The organism is Caenimonas aquaedulcis (assembly GCF_015831345.1).
GTDB lineage: Bacteria > Pseudomonadota > Gammaproteobacteria > Burkholderiales > Burkholderiaceae_C > Ramlibacter > Ramlibacter aquaedulcis.
Window position 1 is genome coordinate 105,779 of sequence record NZ_JADWYS010000001.1, and the last position, 24,066, is coordinate 129,844.

Genomic DNA, 24,066 nt, shown 5'->3' on the forward strand with positions numbered 1-24,066 from the left:
ACGGATACTCGCCGGATGCGCCAAGCCGTCCAGAACCTCGAAGAATCCCGCATCCGTGAAGTCGCCAATGCCGGCATGGGGAGGGCGGACGTCCTGCCCTTCTGGTTCGGCGAAAGCGACGAAGTCACGCCCCAGTTCATCCGCGACGCGGCCATGGAATCGCTCGCGAAGGGCGAGACGTTCTACTCGCACAACCTGGGGCTGCCCGAACTGCGCGAGGCCGTCGCCCGGTATACCAGCGCACTGCATCCACGCGTCGGGGTCGACCGGATCGCCATCACCTCGGGCGGCGTGAATGCGCTGATGCTGGCCGTGCAGGCGCTCGTGGACGGGGGGGACGAAGTCGTCTGCGTGACGCCGGTGTGGCCGAATCTGACGGCCCAGCCGCTGATCCTGGGGGCGCGGCTCAAGCGCGTCTCGCTGCGGCCGGAGGGCGGGCGCTGGACGCTGGACGTGCAGGCGCTGCTGGATGCCGTGACGCCGTTGACGAAGCTGCTCATCATCAACGCGCCGAACAACCCCACCGGTTGGACGCTCACGCGTGGCGAGCAGCAGGCGATCCTGGAACATTGCCGCAAGACGGGCACCTGGATCCTGGCGGATGAGGTCTACGAGCGCCTCTACTACGAGCCCTCGGCCAACCGGTGCGCCCCGAGTTTCCTGGACGTGGCCCTGCCGGACGACCGCCTGGTCGTCGCGCACAGCTTCTCCAAGAGCTTCCTCATGACCGGATGGCGTTTGGGCTGGCTCGTGATGCCGACCTCCGTCACGCACCACATGGGCAAGCTCATCGAATTCAATACGTCCTGCACCAGCGTCTTCATCCAGCGCGCGGGCGTCGTGGCGATGGAGCGCACGGAAGAGGTGACCCCACGGGTGGTGGCGCACCTGAAGGCGTGCCGCGACACCCTGGTACCCCTGTTGCAGGCACTCCCGCAGGTGAAAGTCCAGGCGGCTCCCGGGGGCATGTACGCGTTCTTCCAGCTCGAGGGGTTCGGCGACTCCCTGGCGACGGCCAAGCGGCTGGTGGCCGAAGCGGGTATCGGCCTTGCGCCGGGCAATGCCTTCGCCCCCGAAGCGCAGGGGTGGCTGCGCTGGTGTTTCGCTTCAAAAGACCTCTCCAGGCTGGAGGAGGGCGCGCGGCGCCTGCAGTCCTGGCTGCGCGTTGTATAATTCCAAGGCTTTGCATCCCGCGAAGCGCACGTGGGCAGCCATTCCAGCAGCCCACGCAAGTCAAACCCAATACAAGGAAATCCCATGACCGCCATCAACAAGGCCGAGGTCGTCAAGGCCAACGCCCGCAGCGCGAGCGACACCGGCAGCCCCGAAGTCCAGGTTGCCCTGCTGACCGCCCGCATCAACGAACTCACCCCCCACTTCAAGACGCACGCCAAGGACCACCATGGCCGCCGCGGCCTCCTGCGCATGGTCAACCGCCGCAAGAGCCTGCTGTCGTACCTGAAGGACAAGGACGCCGAGCGCTACACCGCGCTGATCGGCAAGCTGGGCCTGCGCAAGTAAGCCGGGCTTTCAACAAACACGAGCGCCTGAGTTAGTACCACGCTAGCTCAGGCGCTTTTGACTTCGGAGACAGGCAAGACGAATACGCGCTGTGTCATTCCATCAGCAGCCCGCCCGCAGGCTCCTCATGGAATGGCATCGTGTTCGACACCGCTTTCTCCGGGCACCATGGCGCAGCCACATGCGTCGATGACAACAAGGAGAATTCCATGAGCATTTTCAACAAGGTCACCAAGACGTTCACCTGGGGCAGCCATACGGTCAAGCTCGAGACGGGTGAGATCGCCCGCCAGTCCGGCGGCGCCGTCGTCGTCGACATCGAAGGCACCGTGGTCCTCGCGACCGTGGTCGCCGCCAAGTCCGCCAAGCCGGGCCAGGACTTCTTCCCGCTGACGGTCGACTACATCGAGAAGACCTACGCCGCCGGCAAGATCCCCGGCAGCTTCTTCAAGCGCGAAGCCAAGCCGAGCGAGCACGAGACGCTCACGTCCCGCCTGATCGACCGCCCGATCCGCCCCCTGTTCCCCGAAGGCTTCCTGAACGACGTGCACGTGGTGATCCACACGATGTCGCTTAACCCCGAAGTCGACGCCGACATCGCCGCCATGATCGGCGTGAGCGCCGCGCTGTCGATCTCCGGCATCCCGTTCTCCGGCCCGATCGGCGCCGCGCGCGTGGGCTACATCAACGGCGAATACGTGCTGAACCCGGGCCAGACGCAGCGCAAGGACTCGCAGATGGACCTCGTCGTGGCGGGCACCGAAGCCGCCGTGCTGATGGTCGAATCGGAAGCGCAGCAGCTGTCCGAGGAAGTCATGCTCGGCGCCGTGGTGTTCGGCCACGACCAGAGCAAGATCGCCATCAACGCGATCCACGAGCTCGTGCGCGAAGCCGGCAAGCCGGTGTGGGACTGGCGCGCTCCTCCCAAGGACGAAGTGCTGATCTCCAAGGTGAAGGCCCTGGCCGAAGAGAAGCTGCGCGCCGCCTACCAGCTGCGCAACAAGCAGGCCCGCACCCACGCCACGCGTGAAGTGACGACCTGGACGCACGCCGGCCTGAAGGCCGAAGGCGTCGAGTTCGAGGCCGGCGCCGTCGACGGCATGCTGTTCGACATCGAAGCCAAGATCGTCCGCGACCAGATCCTGGCCGGCGAGCCGCGCATCGACGGCCGCGACACGCGCACCGTCCGCCCGATCGAGATTCGCACCGGCGTGCTGCCGCGCACCCACGGCTCGGCGCTCTTCACGCGCGGCGAGACGCAGGCGCTGGTCGTCACCACGCTCGGCACCGAGCGCGATGCGCAGCGCATCGACGCGCTGATGGGCGAGTACGAAGACCGCTTCATGTTCCACTACAACATGCCTCCCTTCGCCACCGGCGAAGTCGGCCGCATGGGCTCCACCAAGCGCCGCGAAATCGGCCACGGCCGCCTCGCCAAGCGTGCGCTCGTCGCCTGCCTGCCGAGCAAGGAAGACTTCCCCTACACCGTGCGTGTCGTCTCGGAAATCACCGAGTCCAACGGCTCCTCGTCGATGGCGTCCGTGTGCGGCGGCTGCCTGTCGCTGATGGACGCGGGCGTCCCGATGAAGGCGCACGTCGCCGGCATCGCGATGGGCCTGATCAAGGAAGGCAACCGCTTCGCCGTGCTCACCGACATCCTGGGCGATGAAGATCACCTGGGCGACATGGACTTCAAGGTCGCCGGCACCACCAACGGCATCACAGCGCTGCAGATGGACATCAAGATCCAGGGCATCACGCGCGAGATCATGCAGGTCGCGCTCGCACAGGCCAAGGAAGCGCGTATGCACATCCTGGGCAAGATGCAGGAGACGCTGGCCGTCGCCAAGACCGAGGTGAGCAACTTCGCGCCGCGCCTGTTCACGATGAAGATCAACCCCGAGAAGATCCGCGACGTGATCGGCAAGGGCGGCGCCGTCATCCGCGCGCTGACCGAGGAGACCGGCTGCCAGATCAACATCGAGGAAGACGGCACCATCACCATCGCCTCCACCGATCCGGAGAAGGCCGAGTTCGCCAAGCAGCGCATCACGCAGATCACCGCGGAAGTGGAAATCGGCAAGGTCTACGAAGGTCCGGTCACCAAGATCCTCGACTTCGGCGCCTTGGTGAACCTGCTGCCCGGCAAGGACGGCCTGCTGCACATCAGCCAGATCGCGCACGAGCGCGTCGAGAAGGTCACCGACTACCTGTCGGAAGGCCAGATCGTCAAGGTCAAGGTGCTCGAGACCGACGAGAAGGGCCGCGTCAAGCTCTCCATGAAGGCGCTGACCGAGCGTCCGCCGATGGAAGGCGGCGGCGCACCGCGCGGTGAGCGCGAATTCCGCCAGCCCCGTGGGGATGACCGCCAGCCTCGCGAGAACCGCGAACCCCGCGGCGAGGACCGTCAGCCCCGCGAGAACCGCGAGCCGCGTGAAAATCGCGAGCCGCGCGAGAGCCGCGACCAGCGTCCGCAGCAGCAACCTCCGGTCGATGCCGATCAGGCCCAGCAACAGCTGCCGGTCGAGCCCGGCCAGAACGGCTGACCTGGCCGGCAGCGGGCGTCACTTGCGGGCGCCCCGCCGACCTTCAACGTCCCCCGGGGAGCGTCGATGAAAACCGTTGAAATCACCACGCCCGGCAAGCCGGATGTGCTGCGCATGGGCGAGCGCCCGGACCCCGTTGCGCGCCCCGGCGAATTGCTGATCCGCGTCAAGGCGAGCGGCATCAACCGTCCGGACGTGCTCCAGCGCACGGGCAATTACCCGGTTCCGCCGGGTGCGTCCGACATTCCCGGCCTCGAAGTCGCGGGCGAAATCGTCGACGGGGACGCGCAAGCGATGGCCGCCGCCGGTCTCAGGAAGGGCGATCGCGTCTGCGCGCTTGTCGCGGGTGGCGGTTACGCCGAACTCTGCGTCGCGCCTGTGGGCCAGTGCCTCCCCGTGCCCGAGGGGTTCACCGACATCGAGGCGGCTTCGCTGCCCGAAACCTTCTTCACCGTGTGGAGCAACGTGTTCGACCGGGGCCGGCTGCAGGCCGGCGAGGTTTTCATGGTCCAGGGCGGCACGAGCGGCATCGGCGTCACCGCCATCCAGCTCGCCAAAGCCATGGGCGCGACCGTGATCGCGACAGCGGGCAGCGACGACAAGTGCGCGGCGTGCCTGAAGCTCGGCGCCGACCACGCGATCAACTACAAGACGCAGGACTTCGCGGAGGAAGCGAAGAAGCTGACCGGTGGCAAGGGCGTCGACGTGATCCTGGACATGGTCGCGGGCGAATACGTCACGCGTGAAGTCGGGTGCATGGCGGAGGATGGCCGGCTGGTCATCATCGCCGTGCAGGGCGGCACGAAGAGCGAATTCAATGCGGGCCTCGTGCTGCGCAGGCGGCTGCTGATCACCGGCTCCACGTTGCGTCCGCGTCCTGTCGCCTTCAAGGCGAATATCGCCGCTTCACTGCGCGCCAAGGTGTGGCCCCTGCTCGAGTCCGGCGCGATCAAGCCCGTGATCCACAGCACGTTCCCCGCCGCCGACGCCGCCCAGGCCCATGAGTTGATGGAATCGAATCAGCACATCGGCAAGATCGTCCTCACGTGGTGACCGCTTCCATGTCCAGGCAACTCATCGCAGGCAACTGGAAGATGAACGGCAGCCTCGCCGCGAACGACACGCTCGTGCGTGCCGTGGCGGCCGGGCTGGCGGGCGCACGTTGCGACGTCGCGGTCTGCGTGCCGTCGCCGTATCTCGCTCAGGTGCAGGGGCTGCTGTCGGGCAACTCGCTTGCGCTCGGCGCACAGGATGTGTCGCTGCACGAGCAGGGCGCCTACACCGGTGAAGTCTCCGCGGCGATGCTCAAGGAATTCGGCGTCCGCTATGCGATCGTCGGCCACTCCGAGCGAAGGCAGTACCACGGCGAAACCGATGCGGCGGTCGCCGACAAGGCGAAGGCCGCGCTGGCCCACGGCATCACGCCCATCGTATGCGTCGGCGAAACACTGGCGGATCGCGAGGCCGGGCGCACCGCCGACGTGGTGAAGCGCCAGATGGCCGCGGTGATCCATACCAACGGCCATTGCATCAGCGAAATCGTGGTCGCCTACGAGCCCGTGTGGGCGATCGGAACCGGCCGCACGGCAACGCCCGAGCAGGCGCAGGAAGTGCATGCCCTGCTACGCACGCAGCTGCACGCGGCGACGCAGCACGTCGAGCGCATCCGCATCCTCTACGGCGGCAGCATGAACGCGGCGAATGCGGCCGCGCTGCTGGCGCAGCCGGACATCGACGGCGGCCTCATCGGCGGCGCGTCGCTCAAACCGGCGGACTTTCTTCAAATCGTGGCTGCGGCGCGCTGAGCGCCGCGGCAAGCAACAAAAATACAGGAGTGAATTTCCAATGAACGTTTTGCTTACCGCCGTCCTGGCCGTGCAGATGCTGACTGCGCTCGGGATGATCGGCCTCATCCTCATCCAGCACGGCAAGGGTGCGGACATGGGCGCGGCCTTCGGCAGCGGCTCGTCCGGCAGCCTCTTCGGCGCCAGCGGCAGCGCGAATTTCCTCTCGCGCACCACCGCCGTGCTCGCCGCCGTGTTCTTCGTCTGCACGCTCGCGCTGGCCTACTTCGGGAACCTGCGTACCGCGGAGCCCACGAGCGGCGCACTCGACCGCGGCGCGCCGGTTTCCGCGCCCGCGCCCGCTGCGTCCGGCGCCGCGTTGATCCCCGGCACGAGCGCGCCGTCGGCTTCCAGCGCCGCCGTGCCCGCGCCGGCTGCACCTGCGGCGTCAGGGATGGGTCAGATCCCCACGAAGTGATTGCAAGTTAAGGTCGCGCTACTGGAGAAGCGCACCGAATTGAGGGTAAACTCCAAGGCTGTCCGGGAAGCCAACAATTCGCATGATTCGTCATGCGGTTCCTCATGCCAGCCCGGGCAGAAAAAAACCGCCGTCGTGGTGAAATTGGTAGACACGCTATCTTGAGGGGGTAGTGGCGAAAGCTGTGCGAGTTCGAGTCTCGCCGACGGCACCAGAATAAAGACCTACCGGGGGTGATCGGCAGGTCAAAGCGCGGATCACAGCCTCAAGATGAACCTCGACCAGTACCTCCCCGTCCTCTTGTTCATTTTGGTCGGCGTAGGGGTCGGCATCGCTCCCCAGGCACTGGGCTGGGTCTTCTCCAGCCTGCTGGGCTTCCAGAAGCCCGACGCGGCCAAGAACTCCCCTTACGAATGCGGCTTCGAGGCCTTCGAGGACGCGCGCATGAAATTCGACGTTCGCTACTACCTCGTCGCCATCCTCTTCATCCTGTTCGACCTGGAAATCGCCTTCCTCTTCCCCTGGGCCGTTTCGCTGAAGGAAATCGGCGCGGTCGGCTTCTGGGCCATGATGGTCTTTCTCGGCATCCTGGTCGTGGGCTTCGTATACGAATGGAAAAAGGGCGCGCTGGACTGGGAGTGAAGCTTCCACCCCCGCGCGATTCCCAAGGGACTATCTATGGCCAATGAAGGCATTCTCGACAAGGGCATGGTCACGACGACCGTGGACTCCGTCATCAACTGGGCCAAGACCGGCTCGCTGTGGCCGATGACGTTCGGCCTCGCCTGCTGCGCGGTGGAAATGATGCACGCCGGTGCGGCGCGCTACGACATCGACCGCTTCGGCATGCTGTTTCGCCCCAGCCCGCGCCAGAGCGACCTGATGATCGTCGCCGGCACGTTGTGCAACAAGATGGCGCCGGCGCTGCGCAAGGTCTACGACCAGATGCCCGAGCCGCGCTGGGTCATCTCCATGGGCTCCTGCGCCAATGGCGGCGGCTACTACCACTACAGCTATTCCGTCGTGCGCGGCTGCGACCGCATCGTGCCGGTGGACGTGTATGTACCCGGGTGCCCGCCGACGGCCGAGGCGCTCCTGTACGGGATCATCCAGCTGCAGCAGAAGATCCGCCGCACGCAAACCATCGCGCGCGCGTGAGGACGAACGAATGACCGCCATCCCGTTCGCCGTCAAACCTGCTGAACTCAAGGAAGTCATCGCCCGCGTGCTCGGCGACCTCGCCAAGCGCATCGATTTGCGCCTGGACGAGATTACCGTCACCGTCTCGGCGGCGAATTACCTGGCCGCTGCAAGGCTGCTGCGCGACAATCCCGAGTGCCGGTTCGAGCAACTGCTCGACCTGTGCGGCATCGATTATTCGGAATGGCGCGCAGGGGAGTGGGACGGGCTGCGCTATTGCGTCGCGTCGCACCTGCTGTCGATCAGCCTCAACCAGCGCGTGCGCCTGAAGGTGTTCGCGCCCGACGACGAATTGCCTGTGGTCGATTCGCTCAACGGCCTGTGGAACAGCGCGAACTGGTTCGAGCGCGAAGCGTTCGACCTTTACGGCATCGTGTTCGAAGGCCATGACGACCTGCGCCGCATCCTCACCGACTACGGCTTCATCGGCCACCCGTTCCGCAAGGACTTCCCGGTGTCGGGCCACGTCGAGATGCGCTACGACGCCGAGCGCCAGCGCGTGATCTACCAGCCGGTCACGATCGAGCCGCGCGAAATCACGCCGCGAATCATCCGCGAAGAGAACTACGGCGGAATTCAATAATGGCAGAGATCAAGAACTACACCCTCAACTTCGGTCCGCAGCACCCGGCCGCGCACGGCGTGCTGCGCCTGGTGCTGGAGCTCGACGGCGAAGTGATCCAGCGCGCCGACCCGCACATCGGCCTCCTGCACCGCGCCACCGAAAAGCTCGCCGAAACGCGCACCTACATCCAGTCGCTGCCCTACATGGACCGGCTGGATTACGTGTCGATGATGTGCAACGAACACGCGTACTGCCTGGCCATCGAAAAGATGATGGGCCTGGACGTCCCGATCCGGGCGCAATACATCCGCGTGATGTTCTCGGAAATCACGCGCCTGCTCAATCACCTGCTGTGGCTGGGCGCGCACGGGCTCGACTGCGGCGCGATGAACATCCTCATCTACTGCTTCCGCGAGCGCGAAGACCTCTTCGACATGTACGAGGCCGTGTCCGGCGCGCGCATGCACGCGGCGTACTTCCGGCCCGGCGGCGTCTACCGCGACCTGCCGGATTCCATGCCGCAGTACAAGGTGAGCAAGGTCAAGAACCAGCGCGCCATCGACCGGCTGAACGAAAACCGCCAGGGCTCGCTGCTCGACTTCATCGAGGACTTCACCAGGCGCTTCCCGGGGTACGTCGACGAGTACGAGACGCTGCTCACCGACAACCGCATCTGGAAGCAGCGCACGGTGGGCATTGGCGTTGTCACGCCCGAGCGGGCGCTGAACCTCGGCTTCTCCGGCCCCATGCTCCGCGGCTCGGGCATTGCCTGGGACCTGCGCAAGAAGCAGCCATACGACGTGTACGACCGGATGGACTTCGACATCCCCCTCGGCAAGACGGGCGACTGCTACGACCGCTACCTGGTGCGCGTGCAGGAAATGCGCGAGGCCAACAAGATCATCCGGCAGTGCGTCGACTGGCTGCGTGCCAATCCGGGTCCGGTGATCACGAGCAACCACAAGGTCGCGCCGCCGGACCGCGAATCGATGAAGAGCAACATGGAGGAGCTGATCCACCATTTCAAGCTGTTCACCGAAGGCTTCCGCGTGCCCGAGGGCGAGGCGTATGCCGCCGTCGAGCATCCGAAGGGCGAATTCGGCATCTACATGGTGAGCGACGGCGCGAACAAGCCGTACCGCCTGAAGATCCGCCCGCCGGGCTTCTCGCACCTTGCCGCGATGGACGAGATGTCCCGCGGCCACATGATCGCGGACGCCGTCGCCGTGATCGGCACGATGGACATCGTGTTCGGAGAAATCGATCGATGATCACTGAATCAATCCGCACGCGCTTCGACAGGGAAGTCGCGAAGTACCCGCCGGACCAGAAGCAGTCCGCCGTGATGGCGTGCCTCGCCATCGTGCAGAAGGACTACGGCTTCGTGAGCCGGGAAGCCGAAAACGAGATCGCCGACTACCTCGGCATGGCGCCCATCGCCGTGCATGAAGTGACGACCTTCTACAACATGTACAACCAGCGGCCGGTCGGCAAGTTCAAGTTGAACGTCTGCACGAACCTGCCGTGCCAGTTGCGTGACGGCGCCGTGGCGCTGCACCACCTCGAGAAAAAGCTCGGCATCGCCATGGGCGAGACGACGGCGGATGGCATGTTCACACTGCAGCAAAGCGAATGCCTGGGCGCCTGCGCGGACTCGCCGGTGATGCTGGTCAACGACACGACGATGTGCAGCTTCATGAGCAACGACAAGCTCGACCAGCTGATCGACGGCCTGAAGGGAGCGCAGGGATGAACGCCGAACAAGTCCTGGCGCAGTTCCAGGCCACGGGCGTGCAGACCTGCTTTCACGGCCGCCACATCAACCCTCAAATCTACAAGGACCTCGACGGCACCAACTGGCGCCTGAAGGACTACGAAGCGCGCGACGGTTATGCCGCGCTGAAGAAGATCCTGGACGAGGGCCTCACGCAGGACCAGGTCATCGCGACCATGAAGGAATCGGCGCTGCGCGGGCGCGGGGGCGCGGGCTTCCCCACCGGGCTCAAGTGGAGCTTCATGCCGCGCCAGTTTCCCGGCCAGAAGTACCTGGTGTGCAATTCCGACGAGGGCGAGCCGGGCACCTGCAAGGACCGCGACCTGCTGCAGTACAACCCGCACATCGTCATCGAGGGCATGATCATCGCGGCCTACGCGATGGGCATCGCGGTGGGCTACAACTACATCCACGGCGAGATCTTCGCGACCTACGAACGCTTCGAGGAAGCTCTCGAAGAGGCGAGGGCGGCCGGCTACCTCGGCGACAAGATCCTCGGCTCGAACTTCAGCTTCCAGCTGCACGCGGCGCACGGCTTCGGCGCGTACATCTGCGGCGAGGAAACCGCGCTGCTCGAATCGCTGGAAGGCAAGAAGGGACAGCCGCGCTTCAAGCCGCCGTTCCCCGCGAGCTTCGGCCTGTACGGCAAGCCCACGACGATCAACAACACGGAGACCTTCGCGGCGGTGCCCTGGATCATCCGCAACGGCGGCCAGGCCTACCTCGAATGCGGCAAGCCGAACAACGGCGGCACGAAGATCTTCTCGGTCTCGGGCGACGTCGAGTTCCCCGGCAACTACGAGATCCCGCTCGGCACGCCCTTCAGCAAGTTGCTGGAGCTATGCGGCGGCGTGCGCGGCGGGCGCAAGCTCAAGGCCGTGATCCCCGGCGGCTCGTCCGCGCCGGTGCTGCCGGCGGACGTCATGATGAACTGCACGATGGACTACGACTCCATTGCCAAGGCGGGCTCCATGCTCGGCTCCGGCGCGGTCATAGTCATGGACGAGACGCGCGACATGGTTACCTCCCTCAAGCGCCTCTCGTACTTCTACATGCACGAATCCTGCGGCCAGTGCACCCCCTGCCGCGAAGGCACCGGCTGGCTGTGGCGCATGGTGGACCGCATCGACAACGGCCACGGCAAGGCGAGCGACATGGACCTGCTCAATTCCGTGGCCGACAACATCCAGGGCCGCACGATCTGTGCGCTCGGCGACGCGGCGGCCATGCCGGTGCGCGCGATGATCAAGCACTTCCGCCATGAGTTCGAGGCGAAGATCCAGAAAGCGACCGTGACGTCATGATTGAAATCGAACTCGACGGCCAGAAAGTGAGCGTTCCGGAGGGCAGCATGGTGATGCATGCCGCGGACGCCGCGAACACGTACATCCCGCACTTCTGCTATCACAAGAAGCTCTCCATCGCCGCCAATTGCCGCATGTGCCTGGTGGACGTGGAGAAGGCGCCCAAGCCGATGCCTGCCTGCGCCACGCCCGTGACGAACGGCATGATCGTGCGCACCAAGAGCGACAAGGCGATCAAGGCGCAGCAGTCGGTGATGGAGTTCCTCCTCATCAACCACCCGCTCGATTGCCCGATCTGCGACCAGGGCGGCGAATGCCAGCTGCAGGACCTCGCCGTCGGCTACGGCGGCTCCGCCTCGCGCTATGAAGAGGAAAAGCGCGTCGTCATGCACAAGGACGTCGGCCCGCTGATCTCCATGGAGGAGATGAGCCGCTGCATCCACTGCACGCGCTGCGTGCGCTTCGGCCAGGAACTCGCCGGCGTGATGGAACTGGGCATGATCCATCGGGGCGAACATTCGGAAATCACGACCGTGCTGAACGATACGGTCGATTCGGAAGTGTCGGGCAACATGATCGACCTGTGCCCGGTCGGCGCGCTCACCAGCAAGCCATTCCGCTACCAGGCCCGCCCGTGGGAACTGTCGCGGCGTAAGTCGGTGAGCCCGCACGATTCCACCGGCGCCAACCTGATCGTCCAGGTCAAGAACAACCGCGTGCTGCGCGTGCTTCCGCTCGAGAACGAGGAAGTCAACGAGTGCTGGCTCGCCGACCGGGACCGCTTCTCCTACGAAGCCCTCAACGAAAGCGACCGGCTCACCTCGCCCATGCTCAAGCAGGGCGGCGAGTGGAAGACGGTCGACTGGCAGACGGCGCTCGAATATGTCGCCAACGGCCTGAAGCAGGTCAAGGCCGACCACGGCGCGAAGAGCATCGGTGCCCTCGTGAGCCCCCACAGCACGGTGGAAGAGCTGTTCCTGGCAGGCGCCCTCGTGCGCGGCCTCGGCAGCGAGAACATCGACTATCGCCTGCGCCACGCGGAATTCGCGAAGACCGAAGGCGTGCGCTGGCTGGGCACCACGATCGCGTCGCTGTCGAACCTGCAGCGCGTGCTCGTCGTGGGTTCGAACCTGCGCAAGGACCATCCGCTGTTCGCGATGCGCGTGCGCGCCGCCGCCCGCAAAGGCGCGAAGGTGTCTGTCATCCATGACGCGCAAGACGACTGGGCGATCCCCATCGCTTCCTCGGTGATCGTTCCTGCTTCGCAGTGGGCGCAGGCACTCGCCGACATCGCCGCGGCGATCGGCTCGGAAAAGGGCGTGTCCGCGCCTGCCAAGGGCAACGCCACCGACACGGCCAAGGCCATCGCGCAATCCCTGCTGTCCGGCGAGCGCAAGGCCATCCTGCTGGGCAATGCCGCCGCGCATCATGCCGGCGCCTCGTCGTTGCTCGCACTTGCGAACTGGATCGGCGAACACACCGGCGCGTCGGTGGGCTATCTCACCGAAGCGGCCAACACGGTCGGAGCGCAACTCGTGAACGCACTGCCCGGGGCGGGGGGCTTGAATGCGGCCCAGATGCTGGGCGGCTCCCTCAAGGCCGCGATCCTGCTGAATACCGAGCCCGAGTTCGATTCGGCCGCCGGCGCGAAGGCGGCGGCGGGCCTGGCGAAGGCCGAGATGGTCATCACCCTCAGCCCCTTCAAGGCCAACATGGAATTCAGCGACGTGCTGCTGCCCATTTCGCCCTGGACGGAGACGCCCGGCACCTTCGTCAACGCGGAAGGACGCGTGCAAGGCTTCCATGCCGTGGTCAAGCCGCTGGGCGAAACGCGCCCGGCCTGGAAGGTGCTGCGTGTACTCGGCAACATGCTCGGCGTGCAGAACTTCGCGTTCGAGTCTTCGCAGGAAGTCCTGGCGGCCGCACGCGGCGCCGCGGACAACGGCACCGGTCATGTGCAGGGCAACCGCCTCGCGAATACGACGTCGGCCGCCGCCGATACCGCCGCGCACGACGGCCGCCCCGTGTCGGCCGCGATCTATCGCCTCGACGGGATCGTCCGCCGCGCGCCCTCGCTGCAGTTGACTGCCGATGCGAAGGCGGCCGCCCAGGGAGCCGCGGCATGATCGACCAGATCTACGGATTCGGCAACGGCCTGATCGGGGCGGGCTGGTGGACCGCCGCCGGCTGGCCGGTCATCTGGACGCTCATCAAGATCATCGTGGTGGTCGCACCGCTCATGGGCGCCGTTGCGTACCTCACCTTGTGGGAGCGCAAGGCAATCGGCTTCACGCAGATCCGCGTGGGTCCCAACCGGACCGGGCCGCTGGGCCTCTTGCAACCGATTGCGGACGCCTTCAAGCTGCTGACCAAGGAAATCATCCTGCCGTCGGCGGCGAACAAGGGCCTTTTCTATCTGGGCCCGATCATGACGATCATGCCCGCGCTCGCGGCGTGGGCCGTCATCCCCTTCGGCCCCGACGTCGCGCTGGCCAACATCAACGCCGGACTGCTGTTCCTGATGGCCATCACCTCGCTCGAGGTGTACGGGGTGATCATCGCGGGCTGGGCCTCCAACTCGAAATACGCCTTCCTCGGTGCGCTGCGCGCGTCCGCGCAGATGGTGAGCTACGAGATCGCGATGGGCTTTTGCCTGGTCGTCGTGCTCATGGTGGCGGGCAGCCTGAACATGACCGACATCGTGATGGGGCAGGGCAGGGGGATGGGCGCCAACATGGGCCTGAACTTCCTCTCCTGGAACTGGCTGCCGCTGCTGCCGATCTTCTTCGTCTACTTCATCTCCGGCCTCGCCGAGACCAATCGCCACCCCTTCGACGTGGTGGAAGGCGAATCGGAAATCGTCGCGGGCCACATGATCGAGTACTCGGGCATGAGCTTCGCCATGTTCTTCCTGGCCGAGTACGCCAACATGTGGCTGGTCTCGATCCTTGCGGTGGTGATGTTCCTCGGCGGCTGGATCGCGCCGTTCGAGTTCCTGTCCTTCATCCCCGGCTGGATCTGGCTCGGCATCAAGACCTTCTGCGTCGTCACCATGTTCCTCTGGGTGCGCTCCACCTTCCCGCGCTACCGCTATGACCAGATCATGCGCCTGGGCTGGAAGATTTTTATTCCCGTCACCCTCGTGTGGCTGGTCGTGGTCGGCCTCTGGATGCAGACCCCGTACAACATCTGGAAGTAGACATGTCTACCGTCGCCCAACCCCGTCCCGCGTTTTCCCTCAAGGACTTCCTCTCCAGCTTCATGCTGGTGGAGCTGTTCAAGGGCCTCGCCATCACCGGCAAGTACGCCTTCGCCCGCAAGATCACCGTGCAGTTCCCCGAGGAAAAGACGCCACTGTCGCCGCGCTTTCGCGGCCTGCACGCGCTGCGCCGCTACGAGAACGGGGAAGAGCGCTGCATCGCCTGCAAGCTGTGCGAGGCCGTGTGCCCCGCGCTCGCGATCACCATCGAATCGGACCAGCGCGCGGACGGCACGCGCCGCACCACCCGCTACGACATCGACCTGACCAAGTGCATCTTCTGCGGCTTCTGCGAGGAAAGCTGCCCGGTGGACTCCATCGTCGAGACGCACATCCTCGAATACCACGGCGAGAAGCGCGGGGACCTGTACTTCACCAAGGACATGCTGCTCGCCGTGGGCGACCGCTACGAAACCGAGATCGCCGCCGCCAAGGCCGCGGACGCCAAGTACCGGTAAAGACAAGAACATGGACATCCGAACCGGCTTCTTCTACCTCTTCTCCGCGATCCTGCTGTTCGCGGCGTTCCGGGTCATCACCGCGCGCAATCCCGTGTACGCGGCGCTCTACCTCGTGCTCGCGTTTTTCCAGGCGTCCGCGATCTGGCTGCTGCTGCGCGCAGAGTTCCTGGCGATCTCCCTCGTGCTCGTCTACGTCGGTGCGGTGATGGTGCTGTTCCTCTTCGTCGTGATGATGCTGGACATCAACGTCGACAGCTTGCGCGTGGGCTTCTGGAAACACTTTCCGCTGGCTGCGGCCGTCGGCGCGCTGATTGCGCTCGAGATGGCGGCCGTCCTGCTGGGCGGGTTCCGGCTCGGTGAGGAGACGCGAGGCGTGCCGGCGGCCGCGGCCGGCGCCGTGCCGCTGTCCAACACGAAGGAACTGGGCAAGCTGCTCTACACCCAGTATCTCTATCCGCTCGAGATCGCGGCGGTGATCCTGCTGGTGGCCATCGTGGCCGCGATCGCGCTGACGTTGCGCGAGCGCAAGGACAGCAAGCACATCGACCCCGCGGACGCCGTGCGCGTGCGCGCCGGCGACCGCCTGAGCATCGTCAAGCTCGCGCCGACCATGGCCGAGCCGGCCCCCGCGCCCGCACCCGTGGAGCCCAAGGCATGATCCTCACGCTCGGACATTTCCTCTCGCTTGGCGCGATGCTGTTCGCGCTGTCGGTGATCGGCATCTTCCTGAACCGCCGCAACCTCATCGTGCTGCTGATGGCCATCGAGCTCATGCTGCTGGCCGTCAACATGAATTTCGTGGCGTTCTCCTACTACCTGAACGACATGCACGGGCAGGTGTTCGTGTTCTTCATCCTGACGGTCGCGGCGGCCGAGTCGGCCATCGGCCTGGCCATCCTGGTGCTGCTGTTCCGCAACAAGTCGAACATCAACGTCGACGAACTCAATACGCTCAAGGGTTAAAAGAAGAATGAGCACAACCCTCAACGCATCGACCCTGCTGGTCGTGCCGCTCGCGCCCCTGGTGGGCGCGGCACTCGCCGGCGTCTTCGGAACGACCTTCGGCGGCAACTGGATCGGCCGGCGCCTCGCGCACACGCTGTGCATCCTGGGCGTTTTCATCGCCTTCGTCATCTCCGCGATGACGCTCAAGAGCGTGGCCATCGACGGTGCACGCTTCAACGAGACGATCTACAACTGGATGACAGTCGGCAGCCTCAAGATGGAAGTCGGCTTCCTGATCGACGGCCTCACCGCCATGATGATGTGCGTCGTCACCTTCGTGTCGCTGATGGTGCACATCTACACGATCGGCTACATGGAGGAAGACGACGGCTACAACCGCTTCTTCGCCTACATCTCGCTTTTCACGTTCTCCATGCTGATGCTCGTCATGAGCAACAACTTCCTGCAGCTGTTCTTCGGCTGGGAAGCGGTGGGCCTCGTCTCGTACCTCCTGATCGGCTTCTGGTTCAACAAGCCGACGGCGATCTTCGCGAACATGAAGGCCTTCCTCGTGAACCGCGTGGGCGACTTCGGCTTCATCCTGGGGATCGGCCTGATCGCCGCATTCGCGGGAACGCTCAGCTATGCCGAGACCTTTGCCAAGGCCGGCGAACTCGCCAAGCTGGGCCTGCCGTTCACCGAATGGCAGCTGATCACGGTCATCTGCATCTGCCTGTTCATCGGGGCGATGGGCAAGAGCGCGCAGTTCCCCCTGCACGTGTGGCTGCCCGATTCCATGGAAGGTCCGACGCCGATCTCCGCGCTGATCCACGCTGCCACCATGGTGACCGCCGGCATCTTCATGGTGGCTCGCATGTCGCCCCTCTTCGAGCTGTCCGAGACCGCGCTCTCCTTCGTCATCATCATCGGCGCGATCACGGCCCTGTTCATGGGCTTTTTGGGCATCATCCAGAACGACATCAAGCGGGTCGTCGCGTATTCCACGCTGTCGCAGCTGGGCTACATGACGGTGGCGCTCGGCGCTTCGGCGTACTCCGTCGCGGTGTTCCACCTGATGACCCACGCATTCTTCAAGGCGCTGCTGTTCCTCGCCGCCGGCTCCGTGATCATCGGCATGCACCACAACCAGGACATCCGCTGGATGGGCGGCGTGCGCAAGTACATGCCGATCACCTGGATCACCTCGCTGCTCGGGTCGCTCGCCCTCATCGGCACGCCGCTCTTCGCGGGCTTCTACTCGAAGGACAGCATCATCGAAGCCGTGCACGAAAGCCATGTGTTCGGCGCAGGCTTCGCGTACTTCGCCGTGCTGGCCGGTGTGTTCGTCACCGCGTTCTATTCCTTCCGCATGTACTTCCTCGTCTTCCACGGCAAGGAGCGCTTCGACCAGAATCCGGACGCGCATCACCACGACGCGCACGACGAGCCCGACCACGGCCACCACGACGACCACGCCAAGCCGCATGAGTCGCCTTGGGTCGTCACCGTCCCGCTGATCCTGCTGGCCATCCCGTCGGTGGTCATCGGCTACCTGACGATCCAGCCGATGCTCTACGGCGACCTGCTCAAGGACGCGATCCTCGTGGACAGCGACAAGCACCCGGCGATGTCGGTGCTGGCCGAGGAATTCCACGGCGCCTTCGCGATGGCGATGCACGGCTTCCTGTCGCTGCCATTCTGGCTCGCGCTCGCGGGCGTAGCGATGGCCTGGTACATGTACCTCGTGAACCCGGCGGTGCCCGCGCGCATCAAGTCGGCGGTGCAGCCGCTGTACACGCTGCTGGACAACAAGTACTACATGGACTGGATCAACGAGAACATCCTCGCCCGCGGCGCGCGCCTGCTCGGCACGGGCCTGTGGAAGGGCGGCGACCAGGCCGTGATCGACGGCGCCTTCGTCAACGGGTCCGCCCGGGCCGTCGGCTGGTTCGCGGGCGTGGTCCGCTGGTTCCAGACCGGCTACATCTATCACTACGCCTTCGCGATGATCGTGGGCGTGTTCATCCTGATGACGTGGTTTGTCTGGCACGACCAGATCAAGCAGCTCTTCCAATAAGGACAAGAAGAATGGGTTTGCTGAGCCTTGCCATCTGGACGCCGATCGCCTTCGGCGCCGTGCTGCTGGCGCTGGGACGCGATGACCAGGCGCGCTCCGTGCGCTGGCTCGCGCTGGTCGGCGCCGTCGTGAGTTTCCTCGTCACGATCCCCCTGTACACGCGCTTCGACACGTCCACCGCGGCGATGCAGTTCGTGGAGAAGGCGCCGTGGATCGACCGCTTCGCCGTCAACTACCACCTCGGCCTGGACGGCATCTCGTTCTGGTTCGTGCTGCTCACCGCGTTCATCAGCCTCGTGGTGGTGATCTCGGCCTGGGAAGTCATCACCGAGCGCGTCAACCAGTACATGGGCGCGTTCCTGATCCTCTCGGGCCTCATGATCGGCGTGTTCTGTGCGCTCGACGGCATCCTTTTCTACGTGTTCTTCGAGGCCACGCTGATCCCGATGTACCTGATCATCGGCATCTGGGGCGGCCCGAACAAGATCTACGCGGCGTTCAAGTTCTTCCTCTACACGCTGCTCGGCTCGCTGCTGATGCTGATCGCGCTGGTATTCCTCTACACGAAGTCCGGCGGCAGCTTCGACATCGCCGTGTGGCAGAAGCTACCGCTCGGGGCCAGCGCGCAGACCCTGCTGTTCTTTGCGTTCTTCGCGGCATTCGCGGTCAAGGTGCCGATGTGGCCGGTGCACACCTGGCTGCCGGACGTGCACGTGGAGGCGCCCACCGGCGGCTCGGCCGTGCTGGCCGCGATCATGCTGAAGCTCGGCGCATATGGCTTCCTGCGCTTTTCGATGCCCATCGCCCCCGATGCCGCGCGTGAATGGGCCTGGCTCATGATCGCCTTGTCGCTGATCGCGGTGATCTACGTGGGCCTGGTCGCGATGGTGCAGCAGGACATGAAGAAGCTCGTGGCCTATTCGTCCGTCGCGCACATGGGCTTCGTCACGCTGGGCTTCTTCATCTTCAACGACCTCGGCGTGGCTGGCGGCATTGTGCAGATGATCGCGCACGGCTTCGTGTCCGGCGCGATGTTCCTGTGCATCGGCGTGCTGTACGACCGCGTGCACTCGCGGGAGATCGCAAGCTATGGCGGCGTGGTCAACACCATGCCCAATTTCACCGCCTTCGCGCTGCTGTTTTCCATGGCCAATTGCGGCCTGCCGGCCACCGCCGGGTTCGTGGGCGAGTGGATGGTGATCCTCGGCGCGGTCAAGGCGAATTTCTGGCTCGGCCTGGGCGCGGCGACGGCGCTGATCTTCGGCGCGGCCTACACGCTCTGGATGTTCAAGCGCGTGTATCTCGGGCCTGTCGCGAACGACCACGTCCGCGAACTCACCGACATCAACCCCCGCGAGTTCCTGATGCTCGGCATGCTCGCCGTCGCGGTGCTCGTGATGGGCGTGTACCCGAAGCCGTTCACCGACGTGATGAACGTCTCCGTGGCGGAATTCCTCAAGCATGTGGCTGCGTCCAAACTCTAAGAGCTGAAATCCATGCTGGACAAATCAAGCCTCATCACCCTCGCGCCCGAAATCGTGCTGCTGGCACTCGCGTGCCTCGTCTCCCTGGTCGACCTGGGCGTGAAGACCCGCCTGCGCAACCTCACGTACCTCCTGACCATGGCCACGCTGGCCGCGGTCGCGTGGCTCACCGCAGGTTATGCCGTGCAGGACCAGACGCTCTACGCCTTCGGTGGCATGGTCGTGAGCGACCCCATGGGCAACTGGCTGAAATTCTTCGCGACCGTCGCAATGATGGTCTGCCTGGTCTACGGTCGGCCGTACGCGGCGGACCGCGACATGCTGCGGGGCGGCGAGATGTTCATCCTCGCGATGTTCTCCCTGCTGGGCATCTTCGTGATGATCTCGGGCAGCAACTTCCTCGTGATCTACCTCGGCCTGGAACTGCTCACGCTGTGCAGCTACGCGCTCGTCGCGCTGCGCCGGGACAACGCCACCGCGACCGAAGCGGCCATGAAGTACTTCGTGCTCGGCGCAATGGCCAGCGGCTTCCTGCTCTACGGCCTGTCGATGCTCTACGGCGCCACCGGTTCGCTGGACATCGGCACGGTGTTCAAGATCGTCAACTCGGGCCAGGTGAAGCACCAGGTGCTCGTGTTCGGCCTCGTGTTCATCGTGTCCGGCCTCGCGTTCAAGCTGGGCGCCGCACCATTCCACATGTGGATCCCGGATGTGTACCAGGGCGCGCCCACATCGGTCACGATCATGATCGGCAGCGCGCCGGAGCTCGCCGCCTTCGCGATCTGCATCCGCCTGCTGGTGGAAGGCCTGCTGCCGCTCGCGCTCGACTGGCAGCAGATGCTGATGCTGCTCGCCATCGCGTCGCTTGCCATCGGCAACCTGGCCGCCATCGCGCAAACCAACCTCAAGCGCATGCTGGCGTACTCCACCATCGGCCAGATGGGCTTCGTGCTGCTGGGCCTGCTGTCCGGTGTGGTGAACGGCAACACCTTGTCCGCCGCCAACGCGTACAGCTCGGCGATGTTCTACATCATCACCTACGTGCTCACCACGCTCGCGAGCTTCGGCATCATCCTGCTGCTGGCGCGTGAAGGTTTCGAGAGCGAGGAGATCTCCGACCTCGCGGGCCTGAACCAGCGCAGCCCTCTCTATGCGGGCGTCATGGCGGTGTGCCTGTTCTCGCTGGCCGGCGTGCCGCCGCTGGTCGGCTTCTACGCGAAGCTGGCCGTGCTCCAGGCGCTGGTCGCCTCGGGCCAGACCTTGTACATCGCGCTCGCCATCTATGCGGTGATGATGTCGCTGATCGGCTCCTTCTACTACCTGCGTGTGGTGAAGGTGATGTACTTCGACGAACCCATCACCGCGTCCACCGTGTCCGCCCCGATGGACGTGCGCGTCGTGCTCACGCTCAACGGCGCACTGGTGCTGGTGCTGGGGATCGTTCCCGGCGGACTGATGACCCTGTGCGCGCAGGCCATCATCAAGACGCTGGCCACCTGAAGGCGGCCGCCTTCGCGGCAGCCCCGGCTCGAAGATGTCCCAGACCGCCTCCATCTGGATCGTGATCGCGCTCGCGGCAATGGCGGCGAACCTGCCGTTCATGAACGAGCGGCTCTTCGCGGTCGTTCCGCTCGCCGGGGACAAGCCCCTGGCAGTGCGATTCGGCGAACTCGTCGCCATGTACTTCGTCGTGGGCGGCATCGGCCTCCTGCTGGAAAACCACGCGGGCCAGATCGCGCCGCAGGGTTGGGAGTTCTACGCCGTGACGGGCGCGTTCTTCATCACCCTGGCGTTCCCGGGCTTCGTGTGGCGTTACCTGCACCGGCGTTGAAGCGATGTCCGACGACAAACACCTGATCGAAGAAAAGGTCTCCAGCCAGGAGATCCTGAAGGGCCGCTTCCTGCATGCCTTCCGTGACGTCGTGCGCCTGCCCGACGGCAGCGAAACGACCCGCGAGTTCGTGATCCACCCCGGTGCGGTGATGGTCATCCCGATGCTCGACGACGGGCGGCTGGTGCTGGAGCGCCAGTTCCGCTATCCGATGGGACGGGTCATGATCGAGTTCCCGGCCGGCAAGCTCGACCCCGGCGAGGACATCCTCACCTGCGCGAAGCGCGAATTGCTGGAGGAGACGGGCTACGTGGCGCGCGAGTGGGCCCGCGCCGGCGTGCTGCACCCGGTGATTTCCTATTCCACCGAATTCATCGATGTCTGGTTCGCACGCGGCTTGACGTTGACGCAGGCCACGCTGGACGAGGGCGAGTTCCTCGAGGTGTTCACGGCGACGCCTGCCGAAGTCATCGACTGGTGCCGCACGGGCGCGTTGACGGACGCCAAGTCCCTCACGGGCGCGCTGTGGCTGCAAAACGTCCTGTCGGGCGTATGGAAATTGGATTGGCGCACATAATCCGGCCATGAAGGTCCTGAATCTCCAGTGCTCTCATGCCCACGGTTTCGAAGGCTGGTTCGCCTCCGAAGACGACTTCCAGTCGCAGCTCTCGCGCGGTCTCATCGAGTGCCCGATGTGCGGCGATACCGCGGTCGTCAAGCTGCTCAGCGCGCCACGCCTGAACCTGGGTGCCGCCGAGCCCTCCACATCCAGGGAAGTGATGACCACGCCCGACGTATCCTTGCAGGCCGCGTGGCTGAAGATGGTTCACCAGGTGATGGTCAACACGGACGATGTGGGCGAACGTTTTGCCGAGGAAGCACGGCGCATCCACTACGGCGAGGCCGAAGCGCGCGGCATCCGCGGCCAGGCCTCGCGTGAAGAGACCGAGGCTTTGCTGGATGAGGGCATCGGTGTGATGCCCCTGCCGATTCCCAAGGCGCTCAAGGGCCCGGTGCAATAGCCTAGTCGTCCAAACCGCTCATGCCCTTGCGGTGGGGCAGCACCTTCGCCCCCGCGATGCGGAACAGCACGGCACCGGGCCAGGCCAGCGCGCCGTTCTGCTTGCCGCTGAAGAACACGCCATCGGTCTTCGCGAGGTATCGCTTTCTCGCCTTGGGCCCGCGCGCGTCGGCCGGATCGATGACCTCGCATACGGCGGTGCCCTTGCGCACGTGCGCGCCCTTTTCGACCAGGTAGACCAGGATGCCGGTCGACGTGCAATAGCCCACGTCCATCCCGGGGATCGGCGTCACGGGCGCCTTGAGCGCCGGCAGCTTGCCCGCACGCCCCGCGATGATCCCGCGGCGCACCAGGTGGCGGTACAAGTTGCGCGCGTCCGACTCGCCGATGGCATGGCTCACGTCGTGCTGGCTGCGAAGTTCGACGGTGGCGCTCAGGCACGCCTGCGGGATCGCGGCCGACGGAAAGCGGTCCGCCAGCTTCGCCCACAGCGCGCCGTTGACGCCGGAGAAGGTGGAAGTCTGCGGATAGGGATCGTTGTAGAGCGTCGCCTCGGCGCCGAGATCCGCGGCGAGGGTCTCCGCGGGGCCCGGGTAATCCCGCTTCGAGAGGAAGAGGTGCAGCACCGCATCGAGGTCGCAGTGCAGGTCCAGCACGATGTCGGCGTCGATGGAGAGCTTCATGATCTCCACGCGCAGCGCCTGCAATTCGTTCTGCGGTTTCATGTCCGCGAGCGTCGCGAGCGCGGCCTTGCGGATCATCGCGACGTTGTCCTGCGCGTCGCGACCGAGCTTGGCGCCGACCTGCACGGCGACCGCGTCCGACAGGTCCAGCCAGTTGCGGTTGAAGTTCTCGCGGCCGAGGAAGTCGTAGCGGCCCAGGTGGTTGTTGCCCGCGAGCTGCGCGAGTCCGATCGGGTTGACCGTGGGCACGACGACGATCTCGCCCTGGATCAGCCCCTTGCGGTCGGCCTCGACCAGCATCGGCATGAGATGGTGCAGCGCCATCGCGCCGGGCAGTTCGTTCGCATGGATCGCGGCCTGCAGGTAGGCCTTCGGGCGCGCGCCAACCTTGCCGAAACGGAAGTAGGTGACGCTGCGCGAGGTGCCCGGCGTCATGCAGGGCAGGGTGATGGATCGCTTCGAATGGGGCATGGAAATCCTGGGAAAGAAAGTCAGGCGCCGGCCATCAGCTTGTGCACGAGGTCGGCGGTGGTGGACGCCTTGTACTTGCGCATCAGCCGCGCCCGGTAGATCTCCACCGTGCGGTGGCTGATCGCGAGCGTCTTGCCGATTTCCTTGGACGTGAGGCCGTCCAGCAGGCGCGCGGCGACCTCGCGCTCGCGTGCGGTGAGCTCAGCCTTGACCGGCCGCTGCGAGCTCAGGTCCTCGAAGGCCCAGATGCCGGACTCGTGGGGCGCCTCGCGATTGAGCGCCCGTCCCGTGACGTGGCACCAGAAGACCTCGCCGTTCGCGCGCTTCATGATGCGGTCGTCCGCGTAGTGCCCCTTCGCATTGAGGATGGGCGCCATCCGCGCGCCGAGGCGTTCGTACTCATCCGCGCTCGGGTAGAGCACCTGGAAGGACTGGCCGATCAGCACCTCCCGCGAGGCGCCGAACATCTCGCACAACTGCTGGTTGCAGTCCACAATGGCGCGGTTGCGGGACATGCACAGGCCGACCGGGGCCAGCTTGAAAGCCAGGCTGTAGTCAACGTCCATGGTGCTTACCTTTACGAGGAACTACGTAACTCATTAGGTAGTATCGTACCGGCATTCAGGTGGGGTTCGCCTGCGGGTTTCCCGCTACGTGCCTGC

The 24,066-nt window shown here is 65.1% G+C and carries 25 protein-coding genes and 1 tRNA gene; 24 read left to right on the top strand and 2 right to left on the bottom strand.

Annotated elements, in window-relative coordinates; genetic code table 11:
- The first annotated feature begins 15 nt into the window (after window positions 1-15).
- The 24 genes from I5803_RS00505 to I5803_RS00620 all read left to right on the top strand — a co-directional run bounded on the left by I5803_RS00505 (window position 16) and on the right by I5803_RS00620 (window position 22,251).
- Window positions 16-1,173, top strand: a complete 1,158-nt coding sequence (locus I5803_RS00505) for a pyridoxal phosphate-dependent aminotransferase (protein ID WP_196984472.1) — start codon at window positions 16-18, stop codon at window positions 1,171-1,173.
- Between the two features lie 84 nt (window positions 1,174-1,257).
- Window positions 1,258-1,521, top strand: a complete 264-nt coding sequence (rpsO, locus tag I5803_RS00510) for a 30S ribosomal protein S15 (protein ID WP_196984473.1) — start codon at window positions 1,258-1,260, stop codon at window positions 1,519-1,521.
- A gap of 209 nt (window positions 1,522-1,730) precedes the next feature.
- Window positions 1,731-4,067 (top strand): polyribonucleotide nucleotidyltransferase, encoded by a 2,337-nt coding sequence (gene pnp / locus I5803_RS00515; RefSeq protein WP_196984474.1) that lies wholly within the window; start codon window positions 1,731-1,733, stop codon window positions 4,065-4,067.
- 66 nt (window positions 4,068-4,133) lie between these two features.
- Entirely contained in the window at window positions 4,134-5,120 is a 987-nt protein-coding gene (locus tag I5803_RS00520) for an NAD(P)H-quinone oxidoreductase (protein WP_196984475.1), read from the top strand.
- Between the two features lie 8 nt (window positions 5,121-5,128).
- Complete coding sequence (gene tpiA / locus I5803_RS00525; RefSeq protein ID WP_196984476.1) at window positions 5,129-5,872, top strand: triose-phosphate isomerase; 744 nt, start codon at window positions 5,129-5,131, stop codon at window positions 5,870-5,872.
- A gap of 40 nt (window positions 5,873-5,912) precedes the next feature.
- On the top strand, window positions 5,913-6,329 hold the full coding sequence (secG, locus tag I5803_RS00530; protein ID WP_196984477.1) for a preprotein translocase subunit SecG: 417 nt from the start codon (window positions 5,913-5,915) through the stop codon (window positions 6,327-6,329).
- A gap of 129 nt (window positions 6,330-6,458) precedes the next feature.
- A tRNA-Leu gene (locus tag I5803_RS00535) sits at window positions 6,459-6,543 on the top strand.
- 56 nt (window positions 6,544-6,599) lie between these two features.
- Window positions 6,600-6,971 carry an NADH-quinone oxidoreductase subunit A gene (locus I5803_RS00540; RefSeq protein WP_196984478.1) on the top strand — a complete coding sequence of 124 codons (372 nt, stop codon included), beginning with the start codon at window positions 6,600-6,602 and terminating at the stop codon, window positions 6,969-6,971.
- A 36-nt stretch (window positions 6,972-7,007) separates the two neighbouring features.
- The gene (locus tag I5803_RS00545) at window positions 7,008-7,487 is read left to right on the top strand and encodes a NuoB/complex I 20 kDa subunit family protein (protein ID WP_196984479.1); all 480 of its coding nucleotides are present in this window, start codon (window positions 7,008-7,010) and stop codon (window positions 7,485-7,487) included.
- Window positions 7,488-7,497: 10 nt separating this feature from the next.
- On the top strand, window positions 7,498-8,112 hold the full coding sequence (locus I5803_RS00550) for an NADH-quinone oxidoreductase subunit C (protein WP_196984480.1): 615 nt from the start codon (window positions 7,498-7,500) through the stop codon (window positions 8,110-8,112).
- On the top strand, window positions 8,112-9,365 hold the full coding sequence (locus I5803_RS00555) for an NADH-quinone oxidoreductase subunit D (RefSeq protein WP_196984481.1): 1,254 nt from the start codon (window positions 8,112-8,114) through the stop codon (window positions 9,363-9,365). The genes I5803_RS00550 and I5803_RS00555 overlap by 1 nt, the downstream gene beginning before the upstream one ends.
- A complete protein-coding gene (gene nuoE / locus I5803_RS00560) occupies window positions 9,362-9,847 on the top strand; it encodes an NADH-quinone oxidoreductase subunit NuoE (protein WP_196984482.1) in 486 nt (161 codons plus the stop codon). The genes I5803_RS00555 and nuoE overlap by 4 nt, the downstream gene beginning before the upstream one ends.
- On the top strand, window positions 9,844-11,172 hold the full coding sequence (nuoF, locus tag I5803_RS00565; protein ID WP_196984483.1) for an NADH-quinone oxidoreductase subunit NuoF: 1,329 nt from the start codon (window positions 9,844-9,846) through the stop codon (window positions 11,170-11,172). Before nuoE ends, nuoF begins: the two co-directional genes overlap by 4 nt.
- Window positions 11,169-13,298, top strand: a complete 2,130-nt coding sequence (gene nuoG, locus I5803_RS00570; protein ID WP_196984484.1) for an NADH-quinone oxidoreductase subunit NuoG — start codon at window positions 11,169-11,171, stop codon at window positions 13,296-13,298. The genes nuoF and nuoG overlap by 4 nt, the downstream gene beginning before the upstream one ends.
- Window positions 13,295-14,371: an NADH-quinone oxidoreductase subunit NuoH gene (gene nuoH, locus I5803_RS00575; RefSeq protein WP_196984485.1), complete on the top strand. Its 1,077-nt coding sequence runs from the start codon at window positions 13,295-13,297 to the stop codon at window positions 14,369-14,371. The genes nuoG and nuoH overlap by 4 nt, the downstream gene beginning before the upstream one ends.
- A gap of 2 nt (window positions 14,372-14,373) precedes the next feature.
- Complete coding sequence (nuoI, locus tag I5803_RS00580; RefSeq protein ID WP_196984486.1) at window positions 14,374-14,889, top strand: NADH-quinone oxidoreductase subunit NuoI; 516 nt, start codon at window positions 14,374-14,376, stop codon at window positions 14,887-14,889.
- 10 nt (window positions 14,890-14,899) lie between these two features.
- A complete protein-coding gene (locus I5803_RS00585; RefSeq protein WP_196984487.1) occupies window positions 14,900-15,550 on the top strand; it encodes an NADH-quinone oxidoreductase subunit J in 651 nt (216 codons plus the stop codon).
- Window positions 15,547-15,855 (top strand): NADH-quinone oxidoreductase subunit NuoK, encoded by a 309-nt coding sequence (nuoK, locus tag I5803_RS00590; RefSeq protein ID WP_196984488.1) that lies wholly within the window; start codon window positions 15,547-15,549, stop codon window positions 15,853-15,855. Before I5803_RS00585 ends, nuoK begins: the two co-directional genes overlap by 4 nt.
- Before the next feature lie 7 nt (window positions 15,856-15,862).
- Entirely contained in the window at window positions 15,863-17,914 is a 2,052-nt protein-coding gene (nuoL, locus tag I5803_RS00595; RefSeq protein ID WP_196984489.1) for an NADH-quinone oxidoreductase subunit L, read from the top strand.
- A gap of 11 nt (window positions 17,915-17,925) precedes the next feature.
- Window positions 17,926-19,398, top strand: coding sequence for an NADH-quinone oxidoreductase subunit M (locus tag I5803_RS00600; protein ID WP_196984490.1), 1,473 nt, complete (start codon window positions 17,926-17,928; stop codon window positions 19,396-19,398).
- Window positions 19,399-19,410: 12 nt separating this feature from the next.
- Complete coding sequence (gene nuoN / locus I5803_RS00605; RefSeq protein ID WP_196984491.1) at window positions 19,411-20,898, top strand: NADH-quinone oxidoreductase subunit NuoN; 1,488 nt, start codon at window positions 19,411-19,413, stop codon at window positions 20,896-20,898.
- Window positions 20,899-20,932: 34 nt separating this feature from the next.
- Window positions 20,933-21,229, top strand: coding sequence for a DUF2818 family protein (locus tag I5803_RS00610; RefSeq protein ID WP_196984492.1), 297 nt, complete (start codon window positions 20,933-20,935; stop codon window positions 21,227-21,229).
- 4 nt (window positions 21,230-21,233) lie between these two features.
- Window positions 21,234-21,806 (top strand): NUDIX domain-containing protein, encoded by a 573-nt coding sequence (locus I5803_RS00615; protein WP_196984493.1) that lies wholly within the window; start codon window positions 21,234-21,236, stop codon window positions 21,804-21,806.
- 7 nt (window positions 21,807-21,813) lie between these two features.
- The gene (locus I5803_RS00620; protein ID WP_196984494.1) at window positions 21,814-22,251 is read left to right on the top strand and encodes a DUF1178 family protein; all 438 of its coding nucleotides are present in this window, start codon (window positions 21,814-21,816) and stop codon (window positions 22,249-22,251) included.
- Between the two features lies 1 nt (window position 22,252).
- Here the strand turns inward: I5803_RS00620 and I5803_RS00625 are convergent, their stop codons facing one another.
- Entirely contained in the window at window positions 22,253-23,404 is a 1,152-nt protein-coding gene (locus tag I5803_RS00625) for a succinylglutamate desuccinylase/aspartoacylase family protein (RefSeq protein ID WP_196984495.1), read from the bottom strand.
- A gap of 20 nt (window positions 23,405-23,424) precedes the next feature.
- Window positions 23,425-23,970 carry a PAS and helix-turn-helix domain-containing protein gene (locus I5803_RS00630; RefSeq protein ID WP_196984496.1) on the bottom strand — a complete coding sequence of 182 codons (546 nt, stop codon included), beginning with the start codon at window positions 23,968-23,970 and terminating at the stop codon, window positions 23,425-23,427.
- Window positions 23,971-24,066: the final 96 nt, after the last annotated feature.